The sequence below is a fragment of the Geobacillus sp. Manikaran-105 genome, assembly GCF_002809955.1.
In the GTDB taxonomy this organism is placed as follows: domain Bacteria; phylum Bacillota; class Bacilli; order Bacillales; family Anoxybacillaceae; genus Geobacillus; species Geobacillus thermophilus.
In genome coordinates this window covers 13,889-40,330 of the sequence record NZ_PIJG01000025.1, presented here as the reverse complement: position 1 = coordinate 40,330, position 26,442 = coordinate 13,889, and the positions used below count along the sequence as shown (strand labels likewise).

General features: G+C 56.0%; 32 protein-coding genes, 1 pseudogene and 1 riboswitch. Of the genes and pseudogenes, 27 read left to right on the top strand and 6 right to left on the bottom strand.

Translation table 11 applies throughout. The annotated features are described in order from the left end of the window. From CV945_RS09165 to CV945_RS09085, 18 genes and pseudogenes are all read left to right on the top strand, one after another. Window positions 1-102 (top strand): transposase (locus CV945_RS09165; protein ID WP_198518493.1); only part of this gene is annotated, 102 nt, incomplete at its 5' end. 536 nt (window positions 103-638) lie between these two features. Next, a pseudogene (locus CV945_RS17855) lies at window positions 639-1,047 on the top strand (IS982 family transposase); the annotation flags it as partial. Between the two features lie 122 nt (window positions 1,048-1,169). Next, the gene (locus CV945_RS09160) at window positions 1,170-1,637 is read left to right on the top strand and encodes an NUDIX hydrolase (protein ID WP_369806431.1); all 468 of its coding nucleotides are present in this window, start codon (window positions 1,170-1,172) and stop codon (window positions 1,635-1,637) included. Window positions 1,638-1,706: 69 nt separating this feature from the next. Further along, window positions 1,707-1,905, top strand: a riboswitch (cobalamin riboswitch). A 139-nt stretch (window positions 1,906-2,044) separates the two neighbouring features. Continuing rightward, window positions 2,045-3,001: an ABC transporter substrate-binding protein gene (locus tag CV945_RS09155; protein ID WP_100659609.1), complete on the top strand. Its 957-nt coding sequence runs from the start codon at window positions 2,045-2,047 to the stop codon at window positions 2,999-3,001. Continuing rightward, complete coding sequence (locus CV945_RS09150) at window positions 2,988-4,022, top strand: FecCD family ABC transporter permease (protein WP_198518494.1); 1,035 nt, start codon at window positions 2,988-2,990, stop codon at window positions 4,020-4,022. Before CV945_RS09155 ends, CV945_RS09150 begins: the two co-directional genes overlap by 14 nt. After that, complete coding sequence (locus tag CV945_RS09145; protein ID WP_100659608.1) at window positions 4,019-5,491, top strand: adenosylcobinamide amidohydrolase; 1,473 nt, start codon at window positions 4,019-4,021, stop codon at window positions 5,489-5,491. The genes CV945_RS09150 and CV945_RS09145 overlap by 4 nt, the downstream gene beginning before the upstream one ends. Next, a complete protein-coding gene (gene cbiB / locus CV945_RS09140) occupies window positions 5,488-6,459 on the top strand; it encodes an adenosylcobinamide-phosphate synthase CbiB (RefSeq protein WP_020754603.1) in 972 nt (323 codons plus the stop codon). The genes CV945_RS09145 and cbiB overlap by 4 nt, the downstream gene beginning before the upstream one ends. Beyond that, a complete protein-coding gene (cobD, locus tag CV945_RS09135; RefSeq protein WP_100659607.1) occupies window positions 6,416-7,486 on the top strand; it encodes a threonine-phosphate decarboxylase CobD in 1,071 nt (356 codons plus the stop codon). The genes cbiB and cobD overlap by 44 nt, the downstream gene beginning before the upstream one ends. Next, window positions 7,483-8,040 (top strand): bifunctional adenosylcobinamide kinase/adenosylcobinamide-phosphate guanylyltransferase, encoded by a 558-nt coding sequence (locus CV945_RS09130; protein ID WP_033010508.1) that lies wholly within the window; start codon window positions 7,483-7,485, stop codon window positions 8,038-8,040. The genes cobD and CV945_RS09130 overlap by 4 nt, the downstream gene beginning before the upstream one ends. Further along, a complete protein-coding gene (locus CV945_RS09125; RefSeq protein ID WP_033010509.1) occupies window positions 8,037-8,822 on the top strand; it encodes an adenosylcobinamide-GDP ribazoletransferase in 786 nt (261 codons plus the stop codon). Before CV945_RS09130 ends, CV945_RS09125 begins: the two co-directional genes overlap by 4 nt. After that, the gene (locus CV945_RS09120) at window positions 8,780-9,430 is read left to right on the top strand and encodes a histidine phosphatase family protein (protein WP_033010510.1); all 651 of its coding nucleotides are present in this window, start codon (window positions 8,780-8,782) and stop codon (window positions 9,428-9,430) included. The genes CV945_RS09125 and CV945_RS09120 overlap by 43 nt, the downstream gene beginning before the upstream one ends. Next, on the top strand, window positions 9,364-9,780 hold the full coding sequence (locus CV945_RS09115) for a bifunctional adenosylcobinamide kinase/adenosylcobinamide-phosphate guanylyltransferase (RefSeq protein ID WP_033010511.1): 417 nt from the start codon (window positions 9,364-9,366) through the stop codon (window positions 9,778-9,780). The genes CV945_RS09120 and CV945_RS09115 overlap by 67 nt, the downstream gene beginning before the upstream one ends. A 14-nt stretch (window positions 9,781-9,794) precedes the next feature. Beyond that, the gene (locus tag CV945_RS09110; RefSeq protein WP_063330769.1) at window positions 9,795-10,373 is read left to right on the top strand and encodes a cob(I)yrinic acid a,c-diamide adenosyltransferase; all 579 of its coding nucleotides are present in this window, start codon (window positions 9,795-9,797) and stop codon (window positions 10,371-10,373) included. Continuing rightward, a complete protein-coding gene (locus tag CV945_RS09105) occupies window positions 10,370-10,852 on the top strand; it encodes an ECF transporter S component (protein WP_100659606.1) in 483 nt (160 codons plus the stop codon). Before CV945_RS09110 ends, CV945_RS09105 begins: the two co-directional genes overlap by 4 nt. Further along, window positions 10,845-11,561, top strand: coding sequence for an AIR synthase related protein (locus tag CV945_RS09100; protein WP_033010514.1), 717 nt, complete (start codon window positions 10,845-10,847; stop codon window positions 11,559-11,561). The genes CV945_RS09105 and CV945_RS09100 overlap by 8 nt, the downstream gene beginning before the upstream one ends. A 128-nt stretch (window positions 11,562-11,689) precedes the next feature. Beyond that, window positions 11,690-12,232, top strand: a complete 543-nt coding sequence (sigX, locus tag CV945_RS09095) for an RNA polymerase sigma factor SigX (RefSeq protein WP_033010515.1) — start codon at window positions 11,690-11,692, stop codon at window positions 12,230-12,232. After that, the gene (locus CV945_RS09090) at window positions 12,210-13,310 is read left to right on the top strand and encodes an MBL fold metallo-hydrolase (protein WP_100659605.1); all 1,101 of its coding nucleotides are present in this window, start codon (window positions 12,210-12,212) and stop codon (window positions 13,308-13,310) included. The genes sigX and CV945_RS09090 overlap by 23 nt, the downstream gene beginning before the upstream one ends. A 276-nt stretch (window positions 13,311-13,586) precedes the next feature. Continuing rightward, entirely contained in the window at window positions 13,587-14,399 is an 813-nt protein-coding gene (locus CV945_RS09085; protein ID WP_033010517.1) for a histidinol-phosphatase, read from the top strand. A 261-nt stretch (window positions 14,400-14,660) separates the two neighbouring features. Here the strand turns inward: CV945_RS09085 and serA are convergent, their stop codons facing one another. The 3 genes from serA to CV945_RS09070 form a co-directional block, all read right to left on the bottom strand. Beyond that, window positions 14,661-16,235, bottom strand: a complete 1,575-nt coding sequence (gene serA / locus CV945_RS09080) for a phosphoglycerate dehydrogenase (protein WP_063330765.1) — start codon at window positions 16,233-16,235, stop codon at window positions 14,661-14,663. Window positions 16,236-16,456: 221 nt separating this feature from the next. Then, window positions 16,457-16,960, bottom strand: coding sequence for an inorganic diphosphatase (locus CV945_RS09075; protein ID WP_020754674.1), 504 nt, complete (start codon window positions 16,958-16,960; stop codon window positions 16,457-16,459). A 176-nt stretch (window positions 16,961-17,136) separates the two neighbouring features. Next, on the bottom strand, window positions 17,137-17,385 hold the full coding sequence (locus CV945_RS09070; protein ID WP_008879661.1) for a ferredoxin: 249 nt from the start codon (window positions 17,383-17,385) through the stop codon (window positions 17,137-17,139). Window positions 17,386-17,618: 233 nt separating this feature from the next. On the opposite strand from CV945_RS09070, the gene CV945_RS09065 reads away from it, so the two are divergent. The 5 genes from CV945_RS09065 (at window position 17,619) to CV945_RS09045 (ending at window position 21,815) form a co-directional block, all read left to right on the top strand. Then, entirely contained in the window at window positions 17,619-18,665 is a 1,047-nt protein-coding gene (locus CV945_RS09065; RefSeq protein WP_047818612.1) for a YpbB family protein, read from the top strand. Then, a complete protein-coding gene (locus CV945_RS09060; RefSeq protein ID WP_100659604.1) occupies window positions 18,653-20,176 on the top strand; it encodes a RecQ family ATP-dependent DNA helicase in 1,524 nt (507 codons plus the stop codon). The genes CV945_RS09065 and CV945_RS09060 overlap by 13 nt, the downstream gene beginning before the upstream one ends. Next, window positions 20,160-20,747, top strand: a complete 588-nt coding sequence (locus tag CV945_RS09055) for a CPBP family intramembrane glutamic endopeptidase (RefSeq protein ID WP_100659603.1) — start codon at window positions 20,160-20,162, stop codon at window positions 20,745-20,747. The genes CV945_RS09060 and CV945_RS09055 overlap by 17 nt, the downstream gene beginning before the upstream one ends. Window positions 20,748-20,751: 4 nt before the next feature. Then, on the top strand, window positions 20,752-21,258 hold the full coding sequence (locus CV945_RS09050) for a LysM peptidoglycan-binding domain-containing protein (RefSeq protein ID WP_033010522.1): 507 nt from the start codon (window positions 20,752-20,754) through the stop codon (window positions 21,256-21,258). A gap of 110 nt (window positions 21,259-21,368) precedes the next feature. Further along, entirely contained in the window at window positions 21,369-21,815 is a 447-nt protein-coding gene (locus tag CV945_RS09045; RefSeq protein ID WP_020754064.1) for a YpbF family protein, read from the top strand. Window positions 21,816-21,842: 27 nt separating this feature from the next. Here the strand turns inward: CV945_RS09045 and CV945_RS09040 are convergent, their stop codons facing one another. The 3 genes from CV945_RS09040 to CV945_RS09030 are packed head-to-tail and all read right to left on the bottom strand — an operon-like array spanning window position 21,843 to window position 22,933. After that, a complete protein-coding gene (locus CV945_RS09040; protein WP_033010523.1) occupies window positions 21,843-22,412 on the bottom strand; it encodes a manganese catalase family protein in 570 nt (189 codons plus the stop codon). 33 nt (window positions 22,413-22,445) lie between these two features. Then, window positions 22,446-22,706: a spore coat protein CotJB gene (locus CV945_RS09035; protein WP_031408620.1), complete on the bottom strand. Its 261-nt coding sequence runs from the start codon at window positions 22,704-22,706 to the stop codon at window positions 22,446-22,448. Further along, the gene (locus CV945_RS09030) at window positions 22,703-22,933 is read right to left on the bottom strand and encodes a spore coat associated protein CotJA (RefSeq protein WP_100659602.1); all 231 of its coding nucleotides are present in this window, start codon (window positions 22,931-22,933) and stop codon (window positions 22,703-22,705) included. Before CV945_RS09030 ends, CV945_RS09035 begins: the two co-directional genes overlap by 4 nt. Window positions 22,934-23,040: 107 nt before the next feature. On the opposite strand from CV945_RS09030, the gene CV945_RS09025 reads away from it, so the two are divergent. The 4 genes from CV945_RS09025 (at window position 23,041) to CV945_RS09010 (ending at window position 26,370) form a co-directional block, all read left to right on the top strand. Continuing rightward, complete coding sequence (locus tag CV945_RS09025) at window positions 23,041-23,433, top strand: hypothetical protein (RefSeq protein ID WP_033010526.1); 393 nt, start codon at window positions 23,041-23,043, stop codon at window positions 23,431-23,433. 11 nt (window positions 23,434-23,444) lie between these two features. Beyond that, entirely contained in the window at window positions 23,445-24,248 is an 804-nt protein-coding gene (locus CV945_RS09020; protein ID WP_100659601.1) for a metallophosphoesterase, read from the top strand. Between the two features lie 87 nt (window positions 24,249-24,335). After that, window positions 24,336-24,926, top strand: coding sequence for a genetic competence negative regulator (locus CV945_RS09015; protein ID WP_100659600.1), 591 nt, complete (start codon window positions 24,336-24,338; stop codon window positions 24,924-24,926). Window positions 24,927-25,098: 172 nt separating this feature from the next. Next, entirely contained in the window at window positions 25,099-26,370 is a 1,272-nt protein-coding gene (locus CV945_RS09010; RefSeq protein WP_033010528.1) for a Glu/Leu/Phe/Val family dehydrogenase, read from the top strand. The last annotated feature ends 72 nt before the right edge of the window (window positions 26,371-26,442 follow it).

Below are 26,442 nucleotides of genomic sequence, written 5' to 3'. Positions count from 1 at the left end.
CTTTCTTGCATCGTTTTTTCTTACTCAAATGGTCCAATGGAAGGAATCAACAACAAAATAAAATTGATCAAAAGGCGAGGATATGGGTATCGAAATATCTAGCGTTTTACTTTGCGTGTCCGTCTAGAGACCTCTATCACATTTTAACGTAAAAATCAAGTACATCTTTTGGTGATGAACCAGTTGTTTTATTTTTTACAAAATTTTTTTACAAATGAATTGATTTCCATTCGATACTGTATTATTATAACCTATGGTTACTAACCTTAGTTTAGTAACCATAGGTTATTTTATTAAAGGAGAATGAAAAATGAAAGTAGTGAAACCTGCGACACAATCGAGGAAGCTAAAAAGGTGGCGGCCGAGCGCGGATGGATGACAGAAAACTGACGGAAAAGTGAAGGAAAAATGACAGAAAGATGGTTCATCACCACAACATGTACTTGACAAGCGGGGGATTTTCTTGAGCCGCCGTGTACGAAAAATCTGATTTACTGATTTTTCCTTATAAGTACAGAGAAGGCGTGTTCTGAAATAGTCAAGTACAACTTTCGGTGAAGAGCCTAAATTTTGCTGTTTTTCTTTACATTTCCAATTTATTCTGATAAAATTGTATTAGATTAAAAAAGAGAAATCCCATACAAGAGCGTCTTCATTTTACAACGGATCAAGCGGAAATTCAAAAGCAATATACGGCGATCTTGTTCTTGGTATCAGCGCAACTGTCTGGCGGCTCTAAATGTATTGTAGCGCTGAAATCGTCATTTGTTAAAGCAAGGAAATGGGTCATAATCGCCATTCATATTCTTGGAAAGTTGTTTTGTTTTACTTCGGAACGAGCAGGGTATCAGTATGTCATTGGAAACTTATTCACTAGGGAGATGTTCCCTGAACGCTCTCGATATAACTGTTGTTGTCGGTTGCTCCGTTTTTCCGTTAAATAGAGTTTTTCTAATAGATCCGTCACCAACTAGCGAGGCACGGACAACATCATGCCTATGCTGTTGTGGAGATCTTGTCCCTCTTGCGCTGTGTCATCACGTGAGGCGTTAATGTTCAACTAGCACCACGGATTTTCCTTATTTTTTTCAAGATGGCAGTATAGATGGGGCAGCTGCTTTTTTTCTGCAGGAGAGGGCTAGGATCATTCCGCGATGTAGGAGGAGAGCTTGATGGATAAACACCAACAAGCCATTATCACCGTTTCAGCCTATATTACGAATGACACGGGAGAGGTTTTGCTTGTTAAAAGCTATGACCGCTCCGATACGTGGGAAATGCCGGGTGGACAAGTTGAACCAGGCGAGCCGCTCGATCGGGCCGTTCATCGTGAGGTGCATGAAGAGACTGGCGTTGACATCCGTCTCATTGGGGTCAGCGGCGTGTATTACAATGAAACTAAAAATATCATAAACATTGTATTTAAAGCGACATATGTGAAAGGAAACGTTTCTCCCCAGCCTGAGGAAATTCAAAAGGCGAAGTTTGTGTTGATCGATGAGTCGAATATTGATGAATATGTGACATGGCCGCATTTGAAATCGCGGGTGCTCGATGCGATGAAAAGGGGATGCTCTGTTCCTTATGAAGCATGGGTCATGAATCCGTCGCGATTATCTGCAAGAGTGGGAAGGTGAAGTGCTGTAAATTCATAGTTGTCAAATGCTAAACGCTGCATTATTATAAAAATGTCCATATCCCATAACTGAATCCATTCGCAGCAAGGCGCCGAAACGGCTTAATAGGGAATCCGGTGGGAATCCGGAGCTGTCCCCGCAACTGTCAATGCGGACGAAATGAAATCGCCACTGTACGGACAGATGGCTTGCGCTGTTTTCCGTACGGGAAGGCTTCAGAGTAGGATGAAGCATGAGCCAGTAGACCTGCCTTGCTTGCCGCAGTTTCCGAATCTTCGGGGGGTGAGACGTGGAAACAGTCGTACAGGGCATTGTTGTGCCCATTGGCGGTCTGTTTCGTGCTCATTCCCCGTTCGGACGGAATGGGCTTTTTTGTTGTACATACATCATCGAAGGGGGAATGACGGATGAAACGTTGGACATGGCCGGCGGTGGTGGCGGTGTTCTTCCTTTTGGCCGCCGTGCTCGTCGGCTGCGGCGGGGCGAATGGCAGCACCGAGCCTGCGAAAAAAGAAGAACCGAAAACGGAACAAGCGGCGTTTCCGGTGACGGTGAAAGACGGGCTTGGCGAGGATGTCACGATCAAAGCGGAACCGAAAAAGATCGTCTCGCTCATCCCGAGCAATACGGAAATCGCCTATGCGTTGGGGTTGGGCGATAAGATCGTCGGCGTCAGCGATTTTGACAATTATCCGGAAGACGTCAAAACGAAAACGAAAATCGGCGGCATGGAATTCAACGTCGAGAAAATCATTTCGCTCAAACCGGATCTCGTCTTGGCCCACGCGTCAAGCGCCCATAACTCGCGCGATGGCCTCAAGCAATTGAAAGACGCCGGCATCACCGTGCTTGTCGTCAATGACGCGAAGTCGTTCGACGATGTGTATGCGTCCATCGAATTGATCGGCAAAGCGACCGGGACGACAGACAAAGCGAAGCAAGTGATTGATGAGATGAAAGAGAAGCTTGCGAAAATCAAAGAAAAAGCGAAACAAATCCCGGCGGACAAACAGGCCAATGTCTGGATTGAAGTGTCGCCGCCGCCGCAAATTTATACGGCCGGCAAAGGGACGTTTATGGATGAGATGCTTCAAGTGATTTCGGCGAAAAACGTCGCCGGCAGCTTGGAAGGCTGGCCGATGGTGACGGAAGAAAAAGCCGTGGCCTATAAGCCGGATGTCATCATCACGACATACGGCGGAGCGAAGCAAGTGTTGGCGCGCGCCGCTTGGAAAGACGTGCCGGCGGTGAAAAACAAGCGGGTGTATGACGTCAACACCGACTTAGTAAGCCGACCGGGTCCGCGCCTTGTCGAAGGGGTCGAGGAACTTGCCAAAGCCATTTACCCGGATGTGTTCAAGTAAAATGTGGATGTATATATTGGCCGTTACCGCGGCCGTGTTATCGCTTCTCGTAGGGATATCGACAGGATCGCTGTCGATTCCCTTTTCTTCTATTGTCCGCATTTTGGCGGCTGAATGGTTCGGAGCGGCGCTGCCTCGCCACATTCCGGCTGATTGGGTGCCGATCGTGATGGCGATCCGCTTGCCGCGCGTCGTGCTTGCGTTTTTGGTCGGGGCGTCATTGGCGCTGGCCGGGGCCGCGTTTCAAGGGCTGTTAAAAAATGCGCTCGCCGATCCGTACACGCTCGGCGTCTCGTCCGGCGCGTCGGTCGGGGCGGTGCTCGTCATCTTTCTCGGCTGGCAATGGCCGTTCTTTGGCACGTTCACGCTGCCGGTCGTGAGCATCTTGTTTGGCATGGCGACGCTTGCCGCCGTTTTGGCGTTCACTCGCGCTGTGGAGCGGCGCATGTCGGTTGAGACGATCATTTTAGCCGGCATTATCTTCGGCGCGTTTTTCAGCGCGTTCATTTCGCTCATGATCGCGTTGACCGGGGAAGAATTGCGGCAAATCATCTCATGGCTGATGGGGAGCGTGGCGATGCGCGGCTGGAAATACAGCGGGCTGTTGCTGCCGTTTTTTCTCGTTGGGGCCGCAGTGCTCATCGCCAACAGCCGCGAGTTGAACGCGTTTGCCTTTGGCGAGGCGGCGGCGCTTCATGTCGGCGTTGATGTTACGCGCCGAAAAGTCATCATTTTGACGGCAGCGGCGCTGCTCACCGGCGCGGCGGTGTCGGTGTCAGGGACGATCGGCTTTGTCGGGCTTGTCGTTCCGCATATGGTTCGGCTTGTGTGCGGGCCGAACTACCGAGTGCTGTTGCCGCTGTCGCTCTTGTACGGCGGTGCGTTTCTTGTGCTTGCCGATGTGGCGGCGCGGACGATCATTGAACCGCGCGAACTGCCGATCGGCGTTATTACGTCGCTGATCGGCGCTCCGCTGTTTGCCGTCTTGTTTTTCCGAAAAACGAAACGAAAGATGGGATGACGATGCTCGAGGTGCGGGCCGTATCGCATCGATACGGGCAGCAACAAGTGCTTGATGGTGTGACGTTTGCCGTGGAAAAAGGCGAAATATTCGGCATCTTAGGGCCGAATGGCAGCGGGAAAACGACTTTGATCAAACTCATCAGCAAAGAGCTGCCGCTAGCAAGCGGGGAGATCGTCATCGATGGCCGAAAGCTCTCGGCGCTGTCTGCGAAGCAATGGGCGCGGATGGCCGCCGTCTTGCCGCAGACAGCGGAGGCGGCGCCCGGCTATACGGTGAGGGAAACGGTGGCGCTCGGCCGCTATCCTCATCAGCGCGGCTTCTTTCCGACGTGGACGGAGGACGATGAAGCCGCCCTCCGAGACGCACTTGCGGCCGTCGGCCTGACGGGGAAAATCGATGAACCGCTCGAACGATTGAGCGGCGGCGAGCGGCAGCGCGCCTATTTGGCCCGCGCACTCGCCCAAGAGCCCAAGCTGCTCTTGCTCGATGAGCCGACGAACCATATGGATGTGAGCGGCCAAGTCCGGCTTTTGGACCGGCTCGCCGAAGCGGCGCACGCCCGCGGCTTGACGGTCGTCGCCGTTTTCCACGATATGAATGCGGCGAGCTTGTATTGCGATCGGGTGCTCGTGCTGAACAAAGGGAAAATAGCCGCGCTCGGCGCCCCTGCGGATGTCATGACGCCGGCGTTGCTTGAGGAAGTGTTTGCCGCGCCGATTGTGCGTCTGGCCCATCCGGCGTCGGCAACGCCGATGTTTTCGTTCATGCCGAACAAGAAGCAAGGGGAATCGCCGGTCGGCGGGCTGCGGCTTTCCTTTCTTGATGACGCCGCTGTGCTTACTGCGGCCGCGCCGCTTCGCGTCCTGTCCTCGGCATTGATCGGCGCCGGATTTCAATGGGCGACCCATTTTGTCAACCGCCATGTCGGGCTCGATTACGATTGCAGTGATGCGGAAGGAGACATGCGCCGCTATTTGGAGCAGCACGGGTTTCCGCCGGAACGAACGGTTGGCATGATGACGGCGGTTGATGTCCGGGATGCTGTTTGGCTTCAGAAAGAAGGGGAAGCGTTTTCGGTTGCGGTCATGGCGACCGCTGGCGTCGGCAATGCCGTCGATGCCGCTCGGGCGTGGCAGCATCAGCCGCTAGCGGCAAGACCGGGGACGATCAACATGGTGGTGGTCATTGACGGAGTGCTGACGGAAGCAGCGTTTGTCCAGGCGGTGATGACAGCGACAGAAGCGAAGGCAAAAGCGCTCGCCGACTGTTCGGTTTGCGACCCGGAAACCGGGACGCTTGCCACCGGTACGTCGACCGATTCGCTCGCTGTGGCGGCGACGCAAACCGGGCAGGTCTTTGCCTATGCCGGAACGGCGACGGAGCTTGGCCGGGCGCTCGGCCGGCTTGTGTATGAGGCAACAGTTGAGGCGCTTGGCCGCTGGGAGAAGCGGAGGAAACGGCGATGACCCATTTGGCCGCATTGACGTTGGCGCTGTTTCTCGATGCCCTCGTGGGCGATCCGCGCTGGCTGCCGCATCCGGTGCGCGGGATGGGAATGATGATTGCGTGGCTTGATCGCCGCTGGAATCAAGGAACAAAGCGGCGGACGAAAGGGGCGGCGGCCGTGGCGGTCGTGTTGGCCGCTGTTTACGGGATATCGGCGTTCATCGTTTATGTGGGCTACGCGCTGTCCGTATACGTAGGGGTGGCGATCGAGGCGGCCCTCATTTTCACCGCCATTGCGACGAAAAGCCTCGCTGAAGCGGCTGAGGACGTGCGCCGGCCGCTGGAAGCAGGCGATCTTCCTGCGGCGCGCCGCGCGCTGTCCATGATCGTCGGCCGCGACACCGAGCGGCTCGATGAAGCCGGCATCACCCGCGCCTGCGTGGAGACGGTGGCGGAAAACACGAGCGACGGCATCACCGCTCCGCTCTTTTATGCGGCCTTGGGCGGTGCGCCGCTCGCGTTATTGTACCGGGCGGTGAACACGTGTGATTCCATGATTGGCTACAAAAATGAGAAGTATCGCGAATTTGGCTGGGCGGCCGCGCGGCTGGACGATGCGCTCAACTACATTCCAGCGCGGCTGACGGCGCTTGTGATGGTGTTGGTCTTTGGCGGCCGCCGCTTTCGTTTGGCGCTGTCGATCTTATTTCGCGATGCCCGCCGCCACCCAAGCCCGAACAGCGGCTGGCTTGAGGCGGCGATGGCCGGGCTGCTTGGGGTGCAGCTCGGCGGAACGAATACATACGGCGGCGTGGTCTCGAGGAGGCCGACGCTCGGTGACCCGGCCGCCCCGCTTCGCGCCGCCCACATTCGCCAAGCGGTCCGCATCATGATTGGAACGGTGCTAGTGTTTACATTATTGCTATGGATTGGGGGGATAATCGTTGCGTTGGCCGGCGCATGGGGCGAATCCGCGCGCGTTGTATGAGCAATGCGGATTGGCCCCTCCAGACGAATACATTGATTTCAGCGTCAATACGAATCCGTACCGGCTGCCGCCGTCAGCTTGGCCGAGCGGTGAGGAGTGGATTCGCTGGGCCGGGGAGTATCCGGATTCGGAAGCGAAGGCGCTCAGGGAGCTCGTTGCCAAGCAGGAGCAGATTCGACCCGGACAAGTGCTGATGACGAACGGGGCGGCGGAGGCGATTTATTTGTTGGCCGCGCTATTTGCCGGTCGGCGCGTCGGCATCTTGGAGCCGACGTTTTCCGAGTATCGGCGCGCCTGTCTCGCTTATGGATGCGATGTGGAGGGATTCGCGGCCGATGAAGCGCGGGGCTTTTCTTATGACTTGGATGAAGCGACTGCCTGGGCAGGCAAGCAAGACATTATCTTTTTATGCCATCCGAATAATCCGACGGGGACGGTGATGGAGGAGGGGGAATTGAGATCACTGGTGGACGCGGCGCACACGGCTGGCACCTATGTAATCATCGATGAAGCATTTTATCCGTTTTGGCGCGGCGGGTTTACGGCGATGCGCTGGTTGGGACGCTATCCGCGCCTCATTGTGCTTCGATCGTTGACGAAAATCCATCACCTGGCCGGCGCGCGCCTTGGTTATGTCGCTGCCGACGAGGCGGTGATCGCTTCGCTGAAAACGCATCAGCCGCCATGGAGCACAAACGGCATCGCCCAACAATTGGCGCTTCGTTTCATGACGATGGAATCGTTTGTCAAGTGGACGAAAGAACGGATCGCCGCCGAGCGGGAGCGGGTGTTTCGGTCGCTGCCTGCCGGGCGGTATGACGTCTCGCCATCGGTCGTGAACTTTTATTTGTTGTGTCCGTGTTCAGGACGGACAGAGGAGCTGTTTTTTCATTTGTTGAAGGAAGGGGTTGTGCCGCGCCATACGATGAATTTCCCGGGGCTTGACGGCCGCTACATCCGGCTCGCCGTCAAAACGCAGGTGGAGAATGACCGGCTGCTTGAGGCGCTTGAGAGGTGGGATGGATGATCGTGTTTGTGAGCGGCGCGGTGCGCAGCGGCAAAAGTGAAGCGGCAGAGGTGTGCGCCATCCGGCTGGCCGCTGGCGAGACGCTTCATTATGTTGCCACCGCCCGGGCTGCCGATGCGGAAATGGAAGAGCGCATTCGCCGCCATCAAGAGCGGCGCATGGGGATGACGGCGCCTTGGGTGGTGTGGGAAGCGCCGGAAGGGCCTGATCAGTTGTTGGCTGCACTTCGTCCGCCTGATGTTGTCCTCCTCGACTGCTTGACTATGTGGTGGGCGAATGTGTTATTTGCCGGAGATGAATGGAAAACAGAGGAAGGAGCGTTCGCCGCTGCCCGTTGCCTGCTCGACCAAGTGCGGGCGTGGGCGGCGGCATGCCGCGCTGTTGTCATTGTGTCCAATGAGTTGTTTTCTGGCGGCGTGCCGAATGACCTCGGCACATTTCGCTACATGAAAATGCTCGGTTGGCTTCATCAACAGTTGGTCGCGGAAGCAGAAGCCGCCGCCGTGGTGGAATGCGGTCTTCTTCGCGTGAAGAAAGGACGGTGGCCGCAATGAAGCGGGCATGGAATGGCTGGCTGCTGGCGCTGCAGCTGTTTACGATCATTCCCATCCAGCGTTCGATTGAATGGAATGCCCCGCATGTCCGCTGGCTTGTGCGCACAATGCCGCTGGCTGGAGCGCTGCTCGGGACGCTGGCTGCCTTGGTGTACGGCGCCTGTACGGCGCTTTCGTTCGGTCCGCCTTCTTTTTTGGCTCTCCTTCTTCTTTGGCTTGGCATTTGGCTTGCCGGCGGGCTGCACGCCGACGGCTTTATGGACGTGAGCGATGCCTTTTTTTCGTACCGGGACGCCAAGCGGCGGCAAGAGATCATGGCCGATTCGCGCGTCGGCGCGTTCGCTGTGTTGTCGCTCATTTGTTTGTTATCGTTCCGCTGGCTGTTTTTGCATGAAGCGATCAAAGCGGGCATTTCCCCTGCCCTGTTTATTGCCATTCCACTGCTGTCGAGAGCCGGGGCTGTCTGGCTTCTTTCCGCCGGCAAGCTGGCCAAATCGACAGGAATGGCGGCCTCGCTTCGCGAATATAGTTCATGGCGCGATGCAGCATGGGCGCTGGGATTGGCATGCCTTGTGCTTTTGCTTCTTCCGGCGGCGGGCGTTCCGCCGGCGGCGGTTGTGGTGTTGGCTGCGGCGATGGCGCTTTGTTCCCTCGCGGCAAAGCCGTGGGCGGAAAAGCAGTTTGGCGGCGTGAGCGGCGATGTGCTCGGCGCGCTCATCGAAGGGGGAGAGACGGTGCTATGGGGCGTCCTTTGGCTGTTACGCTCATCCGTCATGGGATGACGGAACTGAATCGGCGCGATGCATATATCGGCTGGACGGACGCGCCGCTTTCGGCCGCGGAACATAGCAGGCTGCGCCGTTTGCGGGTCGAGTGGCCATATCCGGTCGACTGCATCGTGACAAGCGATCTTCGCCGTTGCTGGGAGACGGCGGCGCTGCTGTTTGGCAGCCGCGAGCCGGACTGGTGTACGAGCGGATGGCGCGAGCTTTTTTTTGGCGTCTGGGAAGGGAAAACGTTCGCCGAACTCGAAACGGATCTCGCGTACAACCGATGGCTCGAGTCGCCATTTTCGACGGCGCCGCCCGCCGGAGAAAGCTATGTTTCGTTTCAAGCGCGCATCAAACGGGCGCTCGCCGAGACGGTTGCGTTGGCTGAGCGGATGGGCGCCCGCCATGTGGCGATCGTCACCCACAGCGGTCCGATCCGTTTCGTGCTTGAACAATATGCGCCGGACGTTCGCCCGTTTTGGGAATGGAAGGTGCCGTTTTCCGGCGGGTATACGCTCGAATCAACGATCGAGCGCTGGAAAGGGGGAGAACGGTGCATTTCGTTGTCGGCGGTGCGTTCCAAGGAAAGCGAAAATGGGTGCGGGAACGGTACGGAATAAGCGACGGTGTTCATATCGTATGGCATGACGGCTATCAGGGACCATACGGGTGGCCGGATGGCGCCAAGACGGCGAAAACAGTTGTCTTGGATGGGCTCGAAGCCGCCATCCGCCGCCTTCCGGACCCAGAGGAATGGGAGCGGTTTTTCTGCGCTTGGAAGCAGTGGGAGGAAGGAGCGGCCGGCCGCACGGTTGTCTGGATCGGGACAGACGTAACGCAAGGCGTCGTTCCGACTGACCGGCAAGAACGGCGCTGGCGCGACGCCGTCGGCCTGTGCTATCAACGGCTTGCCGCCGTATGCCATCGCGTCGACCGGCTTTGGTGCGGGTTGGCGGAACGATTAAAATAAAGGGGAGAGGAATTATGAAATTGTATACGCGGACTGGAGACAAAGGAAAAACAAGCTTAATCGGCGGGCGCGTCGATAAAGATCATTTGCGCGTCGAGGCGTATGGGACGATCGATGAGGCGAACTCGTTCATCGGCTGGGCGCTGGCTCTGCTCGCTGACGATGAACGGTTTCACGATCTTTGCGCCGAATTGCAAAAAATTCAGCATGAACTGTTTGACTGCGGCGGCGACTTGGCCATCGTCAACGGCAAGCTGCCGTATAAAGCGACCGAGGAGATGGTCGCCTTTTTGGAGCAGCGCATTGACGCCTATGTCCAAGAGGCGCCGCCGCTTGAAAAGTTTATTTTGCCGGGAGGGTCGAAGGCGGCTGCCGCGCTTCATCTGGCGCGCACGGTGACGAGAAGGGCGGAGCGGTGCATCGTTTCGTTGCAAAAAGCGGAGCCGATCAACGACGTTGTTCTGAAATATATGAACCGCCTGTCCGACTATTTATTCGCTGCCGCCCGGGTTGTGAACGCCCGCTTAGGGGTGAAGGATGTCGAATATGAGCGGAGCGCCATTGTGTTCCGCGACAAGGAGGAGAAACAATGAACCGCCGCTTGGCTTGGACGGCCGTTTGTTTGGCGCTTTCGGCGATCGGATCGTTCATCAAGCTGCCGACGTTTGTCGGCAGCATCGCGTTAGACAGCGCTCCGGCGCTTGTCGCCGCCGGGGTTCTTGGCCCGCGCGCCGGAGCGGCGGTTGCAGGGCTGGGGCACCTTATTTCGGCGGTGGTCGGCGGGTGGCGGCTCGGCCCGTTCCATTGGCTTGTCGCATTGGAAATGGCCGGGCTTGGCGCCCTGTTCGCCGTGCTGCATCGGCGGGGATGGAAAATCGGCAGCGCTGTCGTCTTTTTCATCGGCAATGCGTTTTTGGCGCCGTTGCCGCTTGCCGTTTCGTTCGGCTGGCCGTTTGTGCTTGCCGTCATTCCGCCGCTTTCCGCCGCCGCTTTGGTCAACGTGTTGATCGCGCTGGCCGTTGCCCCGGCGGTTGCCCGTTTGATGGCGAAGGCGGGGGCGCCGCATGCGTGATGTGCTCTTCCTTCCATTGACCGAAGGCAGAGAGCTCGCCATTGCCGTCGACGGCTCGGCGGCGGTCGGGGACAAGCCGGGTGATACGGTGCATGCTCCGGCGGAGACGGTCGCATATTTTGCCGCCCGCGTCGCCTTGATGGAATTGCTGAGCGTCGGGGCGGAAGCAAACGCCGTCGTCTTGCAAAACTTTATGGGGGATGACCGATGGGAAGCGCTTTGCCGCGGCATTGAACGAGTCTGCCATGAACTTTCTCTTCGCCTTCCGGTCACCGGCAGCACGGAATCGAATTTTTCCACCGTCCAGTCGGCGCTTGGCGTGATGGCGGTCGGAACGGTGGCGGCCGAACGGAAGCGGATCGGCGTCACGCCGGAGGGAGCGAAGTTTGCCGTCATCGGCCGCCCGCTCGTCGGCCCGGCCGTGCTGGCGCATCCTCAATGGGTCGCGCCGCTTTCGCTGTTTGTTGAGCTTCTCGCCTCTCCGTCTGTTTATGAGCTCGTCCCGATCGGTTCCAAAGGCATTTACTACGAATGGATGCAACTGTCGGCCGCCAACGGCCGCCAAGGGCGGGCCTGCGCCTGCCCGCTGCCGCTCTTTGCCTCTGGTGGTCCGGCGACGTCGTTTTTGATCAGCTATGACCGGGCGGCAGAGGGCGCATTGCGGAAGCGAGCCGGCCGCCTCTTTTTTCCGCTCTTTGCCGAGCGATAGCCGGTTCGCTCGGCCTTCTTCCTTTTTCGTCCAAAAAAATGGTTCCCTTTTTGCATGAGACCCGTTATCATGAAGATAATGGAATGGTTCGGCTTTGGTCCATGGAAACGAATAGGGGGAGAGACACGATGGACCCCGTTTTTGAACAGTTGTACGAAAAATATCACGATGATTTGTTTAATTTTTTATATTACATGGTGCGAAATCGAGAGCATGCCGAAGATTTAGTGCAAGAAGTGTATGTGAAAGTGCTGCGTTCGTACAAACGGTTTAAAGGGCAATGTAGTGAAAAGACGTGGCTGCTGTCCATTGCGCGCCATGTGGCGATCGATTTTTTTCGCAAGCAAAAACGACGCCAGTGGGTGAAGACATCGGAGTGGAGCGAGGAGCAGCTCGGCGCTGACGAGCCGATGCCGGAGGAAATCGCGATTCAAAACGAGGAAATTCAACTCATGTACCGCTGCTTGGCGCGCTGCACGGTCGACCAACAGCTTGTGCTCGTCCTCCGATTCATCCAGTCGCTGTCGATTGCTGAAACGGCAGCCGCGCTCGGCTGGACGGAAAGCAAAGTGAAAACGACGCAGCACCGCGCGCTGAAGGCGCTGAAACAACATATGGAGGAAGAGGCCGAACGGGAGGAGTGGCGGCATGAAAAAATTTCCCTGGAATGAGCGATGCATCGAACATAGCTTTGAGCAGCTGCCCATGGTGAAAGACCGGCGCACAAAAGAAGATGTTTACGAACGGCTTCAGCGCACCCAGCGCAAGATGCGCTGGAGACGGCGTTGGCTTTCGGCGGCATCGATGGCCCTCTTTCTTGCGGTTGTTGCTGTCGGAATGAATGCGGCCGCTCCGGAGCGCGCGGAACAGCAGCAGCGATCCTCTACCGTCAAAACGCTAGGAGCCGAGAGCGCTCCCCCCCAAGTTGAGACGATAATGGCCGCTGATGCGACGCCGGCGCAGGAAGATGCCGGCGTCATGGTGGTCGGCTTGCCTGATGCGGCAAACGGCCGGGTGGTGCCAGTGGCGGTTCCGCTCAGCGGCCGATTGGCCCCCGAAGAGCGGTTCACGGCAGCGCTGCGCGTGCTTGGGCGCTCTCCGCTGCGGGCAGCGTCCGCTTGGTTTGATGGAGTGGTCATTCAGCCGGCCGCCGGGGGGAAGGGGGAATGGACGGTGCACGTCCCGGCTCAGCACCGCGTGTTTTCGGCCAGCCGCAAAGAGCAGAAGCTGTTTGTCGACGCCCTCGTCGAAACAGCGCGGCAAATGGGGGAGCGGCGCCTCCGCTTTTTCACCGGAGAGAAGGAAGGGCTTGAGTTGCCGGCGCTCGGAATGGTAAAAGCGACAAAAATCAAGGAGCGGCAGCGAATGTATTATAAAAACAGCGCTTCGTTCGGCTATACAGTGCTCGTTCCGGCGCCGGGCAGCGCCCGCACGTTTCCGGAGGCGCTGCAGCAGATGAAAACATCGACGATCCGCGGGCTCGAGCCGGCCATTCCGCCGGGAGTAAACGTGGAGCTGGCTGATATGGATGCGCGGCATGCGACGGTCCGGATTCAGCTGACCGCTCAGCCACATGAAGAGGACGCGGCGCGCATGGCGGAGGCTGTGCTGCTGACAGCGAAAGAGTTTGGCTTCCGTGAGGTGACGTTTGCGGCTGACGGGTTGTCGAACTTGGGCTCGTATCCGGTTGGAATGCGAATCCGCGTGCCGGCCGGGCCGAACGCTCTGTTGATGGCGGCCGGCTGGTAGCCGCCGCCGTTTGCGTCGTTTTGTTACGATCTTCACTTTGTTGTTCTATCGGAGATGATATTGGCATAAGACATATATGGCGCAAAGAAGGCAAGGAGGGGTGGCAGATGGATGATCTCATGACACGGCTCTTGGCGGTCGCCGGCGTCGCGGTATGCGTCGGGCTGTTGTTTCTCGTCGGCGCGAACGGATGATTGGGTGATGATTCGCCAAACGGTTGTCCTTTCTTGCGGTGATGCGTTATAATGAAAAAAACAGCAGGAGGGGAGAAACACTGTGCTGACTGATTATCACAACCATTTGGAGCGGGGGACGCTGACGCTCGATTATTTGCGCCAGTTCACCGATGAAGCCGCGAAAAAAGGCATTCAGCATTTTGGCATTTCCGAGCATGCGTATCATTTTTACCAAACGAAAAACATTTTGTCCAACCCGTGGGTGGAGGCGCGCCGGTGCTACGATATGGCCGACTATGTCCGCTTGTTCCACGAAGCGTGGGATGCCGGAATCGACGTGAAAATGTCGATTGAAATGGATTACACTCCCGGCAAACATGAGGAAATGGCTGCGTTTATCCGCTCGTACGAGTTTGACTATGTCATCGGTTCGATCCATTGGGTCGACGATTTCGGCATCGACTTAGTCGAGTTCCGCCGTGAATGGGAACGGCGCGATTTGTATGATACATATCGCAAATACTTTGACCAAGTCGTAACGCTCGCCGAGTCGAACTTATTTGATATTATCGGCCATTTGGATTTGGTGAAAATTTTTAAATACGTTCCGGAAGATGAAGAGTTTTTGCTTGAGCAATACGACCGGGCAACGACAGCGCTCGCCAATTCGAAGACGTGCGTCGAGATCAGCACGGCCGGGCTGCGCAAGCCGGTCGGCGAGCTGTATCCCGATCCGCGGCTGCTGCAAATGTGCTATGACAAAGGCATTCCGATCGTGTTGTCCTCGGACGCGCACGTGCCGGGCGATGTCGGCGCCGACTTTGACAAGGCGGTTGAACTCGCCCGCAGCGTCGGCTATACCGAACTCATGACGTTCTCGAAAGGCGAGCGGAAAGCGGTGCCGCTCGGCTGAACGGAACTGACAAAACACGAGGGTGTCCCAAAAGGATCGGGACACCCTTTCTTAGTATGTAGGCGTAAAACAATCATGAAGAAACGATGCATTGTGTTTGGTTTAAGGAAAAACAACCTTTTGGGTCATGATCATCGCCTTTTCGCAAGAGGGAACTATACGATGCGAATGGCTGCTGTGGGGCTTGCTCGAACGAAAAACGCAGGCTCCTTTCTGGGAAGGCCTGCGTTTTTTGTATGATCTGCCCGCAGAAGCGGGTGGTTACGCTTCGAGCCGCTTCACCGTTTCGATGTCATCAATTTGCGCCAACGCCTGCAATACCTCATCATCAACCGGTTTGTCAAGCGATAAGATCATCATCGCCTTGCCCCCCGCTTCTTGGCGGCCGACTTGCATGGTGGCGATGTTGACGTTATGCGCCCCGAGCACGTTCCCGACTTTCCCGATCATCCCCGGGCGGTCGTGGTGCTGAATGTAAAGGAGATGGCCTTCCGGCGCGAAATCGATCGTGACGCCGTCAAAATGGACGATGCGGTCGCCGTAGTTCGGCACATGCGTTCCTTTGATCGTAAACGTTTTGTTCTCGCCATGGACGGTGAGCGAAATGCAGTTTGCATAGCCGTGCGTCTCATCAGAGAATTTTTCGCCGTATGTGATACCGCGCTCTTTGGCGACCATGGCGGCGTTTACCTCATTGACGGTGGAAGCGACGCGCGGCCGCAGGAAGCCGGCAAGCAAGCTGCGAGTGATGTACGTCGTTTCCAAATCGGCGACCGTGCCGGCGTAGGTGACCGACAGCTCTTGAACCGGAATGTTCATAAACTGCGAAGCAATTAAACCGAGCTTTCGGCCTAAATGATAGAATGCTTGAATTTTCTCATAGACGTCTTTCGACAGCGCCGGCAGGTTGATCGATGATGTGACCGGCTGCCCTTCAAAAAAGTGGAGCAGCTCTTCCGCGACTTGGGTGGCGACGTTCAGTTGCGCTTCAACCGTCGACGCCCCTAAATGCGGCGTAACGATGACATTATCAAACGCCAGCAGCGGGTGGTCGCCCGGGGGCTCCTGTTCAAAGACGTCGAGAGCGACACCGGCGACATGGCCGCTTTCCAAAAACGGAATGAGCGCCTGCTCATCAATAATGCCGCCGCGAGCACAGTTGATTAAGTATACCCCTTTTTTCGTCTTCGCCAAATTTTCCGTGCCAAGCAAGCCTCTTGTTTCTTTCGTCAGCGGTGTATGAACGGTGATGATGTCGGCGACTGCCAGCACCTCATCAAGTGAATGGATGGAGACGCCGAGCTTCTCCGCCCGCTCTTTCGTCAAAAACGGGTCGTAGACGTGCACGGTCATGCCGAACGCCCGTGCCCGCTTTGCTACTTCTGATCCGATGCGGCCGAAGCCGATGATGCCCAATTTCTTGCCGAACAGCTCGTTGCCGACAAACGCCGAGCGGTTCCATTCCCGCGATTTGACAGAAATGTGCGCTTGCGGGATGCGGCGGACGAGCGCAGCCATCATGGCAAACGTATGCTCTGCGGCGGAAATCGTATTGCCGTTCGGCGCGTTAATGACGACAATGCCGCGTTTCGTCGCGGCGTCGACGTCAATGTTGTCGACGCCGACCCCGGCGCGGCCGACAATTTTCAGCTTCGGCATTTTCGCCAACAATTCTTCCGTCACTTTCGTTGCGCTGCGCACAAGCAAGGCGTCAAACGTGTGCAATTCGTCCTCCGCTTCGCTCACGTTTTTTTGAACGATGTCGATGTGCGCCGATGTGCGGAGCGGCGCCAAGCCTTCTTCGCTAATGGCGTCGGAAACGAGTACGCGAACCACAGCAGGTGCCCCTTTCTGTTTCGAAGATGTTAAATTTCTGATAATTTAACATAGCAAAGCGCTTTCTGTCAATGGAAAGCGAAGAAGTCATACCAATGACAGCGCTTTCTGTTTTGGGGAATGTTCGTGTTTCCAAAAGAAAACCGCCCATATCCAAAGATATAGGCGGGATTGTTCGGAAATAGCTGAGGTTCGCATTGGATGTACAACGTTTTAGGCGATTATTTTTTGTTTTGTTCGTTGTAGCGGGCGATGCACTCATCGATCAGTTTTGCCGCAGCTTCCGGCCCTTCCCATGTGCCGATTTCCGTCCGCTTGCCTTGCAAGTCTTTGTACCGTTCAAAGAAGTGGGCGATTTCTTTCAGCTTGTGCTGCGGCAGGTCTTCAATCGAGCGGACTTCATCAAAGCGCGGGTCTTCGACTGGCACGCCGATGAGCTTCGCGTCCTCCTCACCGCTGTCGACCATGTTCAAAAAGCCGATGACGCGCGTATCGATGACGCAGCCCGGGAATGTCGGATTCGTTGTGATGACCAAAATGTCAAGCGGGTCGCCATCGAGCGCCAGCGTATTTTGCAAGTAGCCGTACTCAGCCGGGTAAAACATCGGGGAGTACAAGACGCGGTCGAGTTTGAAAACGCCCCGCTCTTTGTCGAACTCGTATTTGTTTTGGCTGCCGGTTGGAATTTCGATAAACGCTTCGACAATTTTATTTTCGAATGCCACAACCCGTTCCTCCTTTTTTGGTTGTTATGTACGCATGAAAACTCGCCCGCCGGCGCCCAGGGCGGGCAAGACAATCTTATTGTAGCATGTTCCCTTGCGGCGCGCCACTTGTCAAATGGCATTTTTTCACGCTTTCGTCAAAAAACCCTCTTGCCGATTCGGCAAGAGGGGAGATTTCAGTCGAATTTATTTGGATCGCCGTCAAACGGCTCGTCAGCGACTTTGATCGACTCGGTCGGGCAGCCTTCAAACGCATCCATCATATCGTCGATTAAAATGTCCGGCACTTCGACAATCCCTTGGTTGTCGTCAAGCGTGACGTAGGCAATGCCGTCCTCGTCATAATCGTAAATGTCCGGAGCTGCCGCGCCGCATGCTCCGCAGGCAATACATGTTTCTTTATCGACAATCGTATACTTTGGCATAAAAATCGAACCTCCCCAATTTTTTGGAAACGGACGGGTCATCTCCGTGTTGCCTGCTCGGAAATGAACTTTTCACTTTTATAATAAGACCGTTCGCCCCGCTTTTCAACTAAAAAATTGCTCTCCTGTATTTTTACACATATGCCTCTTGTTTATTTTTGTTCCAAAATCGTTTTTTCATTGCAAACGGCTTGTGCGATTTTTGTTACAATAGAGGCGGGGAGGAATCAAAGATGCGGCACGGTTACGCCTCGTTTTTGCTTGCCCACTGCTTGCGCCGCCTAAACGGTGAACGGACGCTGGCAGCGGTGTACCATTTGTTGTCTGGAAAAAAATCAGCCCAGACGCTGCAAGACTGCAAATGGTTTCAACTTGCGCCGTTTTTCGGCACATGGAAAGACGTGACGATGGACCGATTGGAGGAGGCGGCCCTCGTGCTCGTTCGGAAGCAGCGGGCCGCGCCCGTCCATGACCGGACATATATATTGACGGAAAAAGGGCGGCATTGGCTCGATGAACAGGCGGCATCGTTCCCCCGCTATGTGAACGGCTGGCGCTACCATGAGGTCGAGCCGCTTTTTTGGCAGCGGCTGTCGCTCATTGGGCAGACGCTGTCCAACCTCTCCCATGGACAGCGTTTTATCCCCATTTGCCGCGACGAGCGGACGCTGTTATGGGTGAAGCAGTATTTGCTGGGCAAGGGATCGCGCCAAACGTTGGTGCGGGCGCTTTATGACGAGCTCATCCGGCTGCTTGCGGCTGTTTCTGAAGAAGCGGCGACGGTGTTTGCGCTCCGGCTGACAAGCGCCCGCCGCATCGGCTGGACGGCGGAGCAAATTGCCGCTTGGCTGCAAAAGGATGTGCTGTATGTGCAGTTTCAGTTTCGCAACGCGCTTCATTATATGATGGCTGAAGCCGAAGCCGGGCGCGCCCCGGTGATGGCCGAGCTGATGGCCGGGCTGGCGCCGGTGCAGCTGACACAATCGGCGCAAAAAACGTACGAATGGCTGCAAAAAGGAAAGACGATCGACGAAATCGCCGCCCTTCGGCGCTTGAAAAAAAGTACAATCGAGGATCATGTCGTCGAGTTGGCCGCCAATGTGCCCGATTTTTCGATCGCCCCGTTTGTCGCCGCTGAAAGGGCGGCGGCGATCCAGGCCGCGGCGCGGGCGCTCGGGACGCGCAAGCTGAAGCGTATTCGCGAGGCGCTTGGCGGAATAGCGAGTTATTTTGAAATTCGGCTCGTGTTGGCAAAGGAAGTGGGACGTTGGATGAATTAACGAAAACATTGCATGAGCGGTTCGGGCACGCGTCGTTTCGGCCCGGACAGCGCGATGTGATCGAAGACGTGCTCAGCGGGCGCGATGTGCTGGCGATGCTGCCGACTGGAAGCGGCAAATCGCTTTGCTATCAGCTGACGGCGTATTTCCTCCCGGGGAGCGTGCTCATTGTCTCGCCGCTCGTCTCCTTAATGGAAGATCAAGTCGAGCAGCTGCGCCGGCGCGGTGAAAAGCGCGTTGTCGCGTTCCATAGTTTGCTCGATGCGGAAGAAAAATGGCAAGCCCTCGCCTCGCTTCCAGATTTTCGCTTTATTTATGCCTCACCGGAAATGCTGCAATCTGAAACGTTTTTGGCGGCGCTCCGGCGCGCGCGTGTTTCGTTGTTTGTCGTCGATGAGGCGCATTGCATTTCACAGTGGGGTTATGATTTTCGCCCGGACTTTTTGAAGCTCGGAGCGGTCCGCCATGCGCTCGGTTCGCCGCCGTGTCTGGCGCTGACGGCGACGGCTACGCCGGAAGTGCAGGAGGACATCATCCGCACGCTCGGGATGGAGCGGACGCGCCGCCATATTTATTCCGTCGACCGCCCGAACATCGCCTTGGCGGTGGAACATTGCTTATCGGTTGAGGACAAAGCTGCGCGCTTGGCCGAATGCGCGAAACGGCTCCGAGGACCGGGGATCGTGTACTTTTCAAGCCGGCAGTGGGCTGAAGAAATGGCGCGCCGGCTGGCGCAAAACGGGGCGGGGCGGGTCGCCTATTACCACGCCGGCATGGATGGGGAACAACGGCTGCTTGTGCAGCAGCAGTTTTTATATGACGAGCTCGACATCGTTTGTTGCACAAGCGCGTTCGGCATGGGGGTGGACAAAGGAAACGTCCGTTTTGTGCTTCACTTTCATATGCCGGCCCAGCTTGAGGCGTATGTGCAGGAAATCGGGCGCGCCGGGCGTGACGGGGCGCCAAGCCTTGCGGTATTGTTTTACGCGGACGGCGACCGGGCGATCGCCCAGGCGGTCGCCGAAGCGGAGCTTCCCGACTCGGCTGCGCTCCGCGAGTGGTGCCGGCGGCTGCCGGAAGACGCCGTCGGCGGTGGATGGCGCGCTATGGTTGATGCCGGCGGATTTACGGACATACAAAAACGGCTGTTGGCGTACTTTTTAGAATGGGGACAAACAGCGGCGCCCGAACAGCTGACGGCCGCGGCGAAGGAGCGGCTGTATGAACGGATGGCCGCTGCCATCGAGGCGCGGCGGCGTTGGAAGCGAAAAAAATTGCGCGAAATGGAGGAATGGCTGCACGCCTCTTCATGCCGGCGCGCGGCGATTGTCCGCGCGTTCGGGGAGGAGCTATCGGACAAACCGGATGCTTGCTGCGACAACTGCGGCCTGGAGACGGACTGTTTCATGGCGGACGGCCGCCGTCCCGAGCCGGCGCCCGTCCGGCCTTGGCGCGAGGAGCTATGGCATATGTTTTTTGGCGGGAGGCGGCGCGATGAGGCGGCAAAGTGAACAAATCAAACAGATGACAGACCGCGAAGTGCTCATCCATCTTTATATCACGCAAGGGTTGCTGCTGCTTTTGGCCGGCGGCAGCTCGCTGTTTTTATTTGCTCGGGAGGAGTGGCGTCGGCTTTGGCAGTTTGAGCTGCGCGATGTGCTCGTGTACGGAGCCGGCGGGGCGGCGTTCGTGCTCGCTGCCGAGTTTTTGGCGATGCGCTATTTGCCGGACGATTGGTATGATGACGGCGGCGTCAATGAAAAAATATTCCGCGGCCGCTCGATTCCGCATCTCTTTTTTTTATGTGCGCTCATTGCGGTGACGGAAGAATGGCTGTTTCGCGGCATTGTGCAGACGCATTGGGGGCTCTGGGCGGCAAGCGCCATTTTTGCCGTGCTGCACGTCCGGTATTTGGAAAAATGGTTTTTGTTTATGGTCGTCGTGTTGCTCAGTCTCTTTCTCGGCGTCCTTTACGAGCAGACTGACAGCTTATGGGCCGCCATCACCGCTCACTTTTTGATCGATTTTGTGCTTGCCTTACATGTTCGGTTCAAACGGGGGGCAGAGGAAGAAAGGGAGTGAAGCGATGGAAGAGGCATCGGGGCGCCTGGCGCGGAAAAAACGCCCGGCGTCAAGCGCGGGGGCGCCGCCATCGCGCCTAAAACGGCGGCGGCAAAAAGAGGAGCAAAAACGAAAATACATTCCCGTCCGTTTGCTCGCGTTTTTGTTTTTAACGCTGCCGGCTGCGGTGACGGCTGTTTACTATGCCCAGTCAAAGCCTGGAACGGTCACAGTCGTCCGCCATGAAGAAAGCGGCAGCCGGGAGACGGTGCGCATTATTCAAGAAGATGGCGCGAAGGCGGAACAAACATCAGAGCCGAAGCGCGCCGCGGGTGACGGGGCAAAAAGCGAATCCGACGCGCAGACCATCACCCATGTGGTGGCGGCGAACGAAACGCTCTATAGCATTGCGATGAAATATTACGGCACGCCTGCCGCCATGGAGATCATCAAAAAAGAAAACGGCTTGTCAACGAGCCGGCTCGAGCCGGGGCAAACGCTGCGCATTCCGTTCCCCGCTCAGACGGAATAAGCGGTTGCGCCCGCCGGCCGAAAAAATGGCCGCGCGCGTTCCCCTTTGTTCTAATCTGTCTGTTGCCCGCATATGATGGACAATAGAATACGGACAAGGGGGAGAGCGCCATGACCCGGTTTCCGGATGAATTTTCCCTCGATGAAGTGACAAAAGAAATGTTGCTTGCCGTCATTGAAAAAAAGAAAAAATGGGAGCGGCTTGAAAAGCGGTCGACGCTTTTGCAGGCGGCCGCGTTGGCCGGCTTGGCCGCGTTCCTTCTTTATATCATTGCCAACGCTGCAGCGATCACGGCGTGGAGCGAACGATTCGCCTGGTTTTTTGCCGCCCCGGCCCACATTTTCATCTTGCTCCTGTTATGTACGGTGTATTGGCTGGCTGTTTATTATAAAGGAAAAAGTGAAAAGGCGGAAGACGACTTTCATGCCCTCCGTTGCGAAATTATCCAGAAAAGCATCGATTTATGGAAAAATGAAGAACAATGGAATGGGCGTCACCGGTTGTTTGAATGGCTGAAGCGGGAGTACGACATCAACCTATATTATGAAAACAGCTGAATGGGGGCCCATCCAGCTGTGCTTTGTTTAGAATATTTTTTTCTGGTTGCGCTCTTCTTTCAAAATTTCCACTGCTTCGCGGAATCGCTGCGCATGAATGATTTCCCGCTCGCGCAAAAAGCGGAGCCCATCGTTTAAATCCGGATCGTCGCTCATGTTGATGATCCATTGGTAGGTGGCGCGCGCTTTCTCTTCAGCGGCGATGTCTTCGTACAAGTCGGTGATGGGGTCGCCTTTTGCTTGAATATACGTCGCCGTAAACGGGTTGCCGGCGGCGTTATGGTAAAAGAGGGCGCGCTCATGATCGACGTAATGAGGCTCAAGGCCGGCTTCTTTCAGCTGCTCCGGCGTCGCGTCTTTCGTCAGTTTGTACACCATTGTCGCGATCATTTCCAAATGAGCGAGTTCTTCGGTGCCGATGTCGTTAAGCAGCCCGATCACTTTCGGGGGCAGCGTATAACGCTGGTTTAGGTAACGGAGCGCCGCCGCCAGCTCTCCGTCCGCCCCGCCGTACTGTTCGATTAAATACTTCGCCAATCGCGGGTTGCACGTGCTGACGCGAACCGGGTATTGCAGTTTTTTTTCATAAATCCACATGATCCGTTCCTCCTTGCGTTCGTGATGAATCAGCTACACTTGCCAAGGCCAAGGCGCGTCGTCCCAGTTCCACGGGTAGTTCGAATAGCTATGGCCGAACTGCTCAAGCGGGCCATAGGCGGCTTCAAACTGTTTTTTCAGCTGCTTCCGCTTTTGCGCGAGCTGGTTAAACTGTTGAATGGCTTGATAATCGTTCGGGTGGGTGTCCAAATAAAGCGTCAGCTCGACGAGGGCAAAATCGACGGCTTGCAGCTCCTCAAGCTGCTCGTAATACTCCTTGGGCATTTGTTTCATGAACCATCACCTTTTCCCTTCGTTTCGTAAGGGCTGTAGTAAGGATCGTAAAACACTTGCCAGAGCGTTCCTTTCATCAACGCCTCGCGCAGCGGAAACTGCGGCAAATTCGGCGGTTGGAAGCCGACATACAAGTTGGGCGCGGTGACGTACGTTTTGAGGCGGATCGGCGGGCACGGGTCAAACGGGCTGATGTACGGCTCATATTGTTTGCGCGTCGTAAACATAAAACCCCCCCTTTTTTGGCAAAGTTCAGTCTATATGTATGATGGAGCCATGTCGTTCATGCCTGTTTGCCATGACGAATAATGAGGATCGGGCTAAGGAGGAAACCATGGGCCGTCTATCGATGACCGCCATGGCCGCTGTTTTGTGCACGTATTTGTTTTTTCGCTGGCTGCCGCCGCTCGGGCCGTTCTCGCTGGAGCGGTTTTTGACCGATTTGCTGTTTGCCCCGCTGCGGACATGGCTTGCGCTCGTTTGCTTTTGGTTCGGGACGGCTGCCAACGGGGCGCTCATCCGCGCGGCAGTCGGCGGGACGGTGCGCCTGTTGTCCGGCCGGCGGTTTCGTGTCGGGGAATGGGTGGCTAGTTTGGCGGCGCTCGGCCATTTTTATTGGGCGTTTCGGTTTCATTGGCCGCTGGCGGCGCTTTTTTTCGTTTTTTCCTTTTTTTATGGTATGATGACGATGAGAGACCGCCGGTTGACCAAAGATGATCGGCTTTAGCAGGAGGAAGTATGATCATCGGGGGAATGATCACGAGTTTTCTTGTTTTGCTTGGTTATATGTGGAAAGAAGCGCACAGCAACCGGGTTCGTCACGTGATCCTGTCGTTTCCTCATTTTCTCGATCATTGGCCGCCGCTTACGATTTTTTTTATTTCTGATATTCATCGGCGGATCGTTTCGTCACGCATGCTTGAGGAAGTAAGGGGAAAAGCGGATCTTGTCGTGATTGGCGGGGATTTGGCCGAAAGAGGGGTGCCCGAAGCGCGCGTCCGTGAAAATGTGCGTCGGTTGCGCGAGGTCGCTCCTGTTTATTTTGTTTGGGGAAACAATGATGACGAAGTCGACTACGATCTTCAATCAGTGTTTGAGGAAGAGCGCGTCCACGTGCTCAAAAACAAAGCGAAAGTATGGGAGCACGGCGGTGTGCCGGTCGCGCTCATCGGCGTCGGCGACGTAAGCCGAAAGGAGGCGGATATCGACCGGGCGCTCGAACACGTTCCGCCTCAATCATTTCGTATATTAGCCTGCCATAACCCAGCGATCATCGCTCGCCTAAGAGAGGAGCAGCACATTTCACTCGTGCTGAGCGGCCATACGCATGGAGGGCAAATTCGCTTCTTTTCCATTGGGTTGTATGAAAAAGGAGGGCTCAAATGGCAGGGCAGCACGGCGGTGTTGACGAGTAACGGCTACGGGACGACCGGGGTGCCGCTTCGCCTCGGAGCGCCGGCAGAGACTCATCTCATCACGATTGTGCCCGAAAAACCGACACCCGAGAAAAAATGCTTGTCTAAAACCGGGAAAACGATGTAAACTCATTAATAACAATAAACGAACCAATTGCCGATTGCGTCATACAATAACGGTAAGAGATGGCTCTGTAGGTAAGGAGGGGTGCCGATGCGTCTTGAGCGCTTGACCCACAACAAAATTAAAATTTTCTTGACGTTTGACGATTTGCTGGACCGCGGGTTGACGAAAGACGATTTGTGGAAGGACACGTTTAAAGTCCATCAGCTGTTCCGCGATATGATCGAGGAAGCGAGCGAAGAGCTCGGCTTTGAGGTGAACGGATCGATCGCGGTCGAAGTCTACTCTTTACCGGCACAGGGCATGGTCGTTATCGTCACGAATGAAGGCGACTACGACGACATCGAAGAAGAATTCGCCGACGATTACATTGAGATGCAAGTAACGCTCGATGAGAGCGATGACATATTTTACGAATTCCAATCGTTCGAAGATGTCATCCAGCTCGCTCATCGCCTGCATGCGGTCGGCTGCCTCGACGGCACGCTTTATTCGTACCAAGGCCGCTTTTACTTGCACGTCGCCGAGGAACCGCCGATTCCGCTCGACAACTTTGTCGCCTTGCTGGCCGAGTTCGGCAACCCGGCCACGATAACGATACACCGTGTGCAAGAATATGGGAAACAGTTGATCGAACGGCGCGCCATTGCGCAGCTCGTTCACTATTTTCGGGCCAACTAGGGCGCAGCCAAGACTCCTTTATATGGACAAGGAGTCTATTTTTTCGCGCGAAAGGCTTCCATAAAGCGGTTCGCGCGTTTCATCATTTTTCCTTTGCAGACGCCGACAGAAGGTGTATACTATGACATGGAAGGCGACAAACTATTATAGCGAGCTTATAGGAGGTTTACGTATGGCAGCCGATAAGCATACGGAAGAGAAGGGGCAACAATACGACGTGCTGGCGTCGACACAAATTGTTATACATAGAGCGTTGGAAAAGCTCGGCTATCCGGAAGAGGTGTATGAGCTCTTGAAAGAGCCGATCCGCGTGCTGACGGTTCGCATTCCGGTGCGCATGGATGACGGATCGGTGAAAATTTTTACCGGCTACCGGGCGCAGCATAACGATGCCGTCGGTCCGACGAAAGGCGGGGTGCGCTTCCATCCAGACGTCACCGAGCGCGAAGTGAAAGCGCTGTCGATTTGGATGAGCTTAAAGTGCGGCATCGTCGACTTGCCGTATGGCGGCGGCAAAGGCGGGATCGTCTGCGACCCGCGCACGATGTCGTTCCGCGAACTGGAGCGTTTAAGCCGCGGCTACGTGCGCGCTATCAGCCAAATCGTAGGGCCGACAAAAGACATTCCGGCGCCGGATGTGTTTACAAACTCGCAAATTATGGCGTGGATGATGGATGAGTACAGCCGCATCCGCGAGTTCGATTCGCCGGGCTTCATCACCGGGAAACCGCTTGTCCTCGGCGGTTCGCACGGCCGGGAAACGGCGACGGCCAAAGGAGTGACGATTTGCATTCGTGAAGCGGCGAAAAAACGCGGTCTGTCGCTCGAAGGCGCGCGCGTCGTCGTCCAAGGGTTCGGCAACGCCGGCAGCTATTTGGCCAAATTTATGCACGACGCCGGAGCGAAAGTCGTCGGCATTTCTGATGTGTACGGCGCGCTGTACGATCCGAACGGCCTTGACATCGACTATTTGCTCGAACGTCGCGACAGCTTTGGCACGGTGACGAAGTTGTTTAAAAATACGATTTCGAACAAAGAGCTTCTTGAGCTCGATTGCGATATTTTAGTGCCGGCGGCCATCGAAAACCAAATTACGGCTGAAAACGCCCCGCGCATTAAGGCGAGCATCGTCGTCGAGGCGGCGAACGGGCCGACGACGCTCGAGGCGACGGAAATTTTGACGCAACGCGGCATTTTGCTCGTCCCGGACGTGCTGGCGAGCGCCGGCGGCGTGACGGTGTCGTACTTCGAATGGGTGCAAAACAACCAAGGGTACTATTGGACGGAAGAAGAAGTGGAACAGCGGCTTGAAAAAGTGATGGTCAAAGCGTTCAACAACGTGTATGAAATGGCGCAGACGCGCCGCGTCGACATGCGCCTTGCCGCTTACATGGTCGGCGTTCGCAAAATGGCGGAAGCGTGCCGATTCCGCGGCTGGGTGTGAGGCGAGCAAGCAAGTGATGTTTGCAAGCTTTCACGAAATCCCCTATCATAAGATAGGGGATTTTTTGCTTCG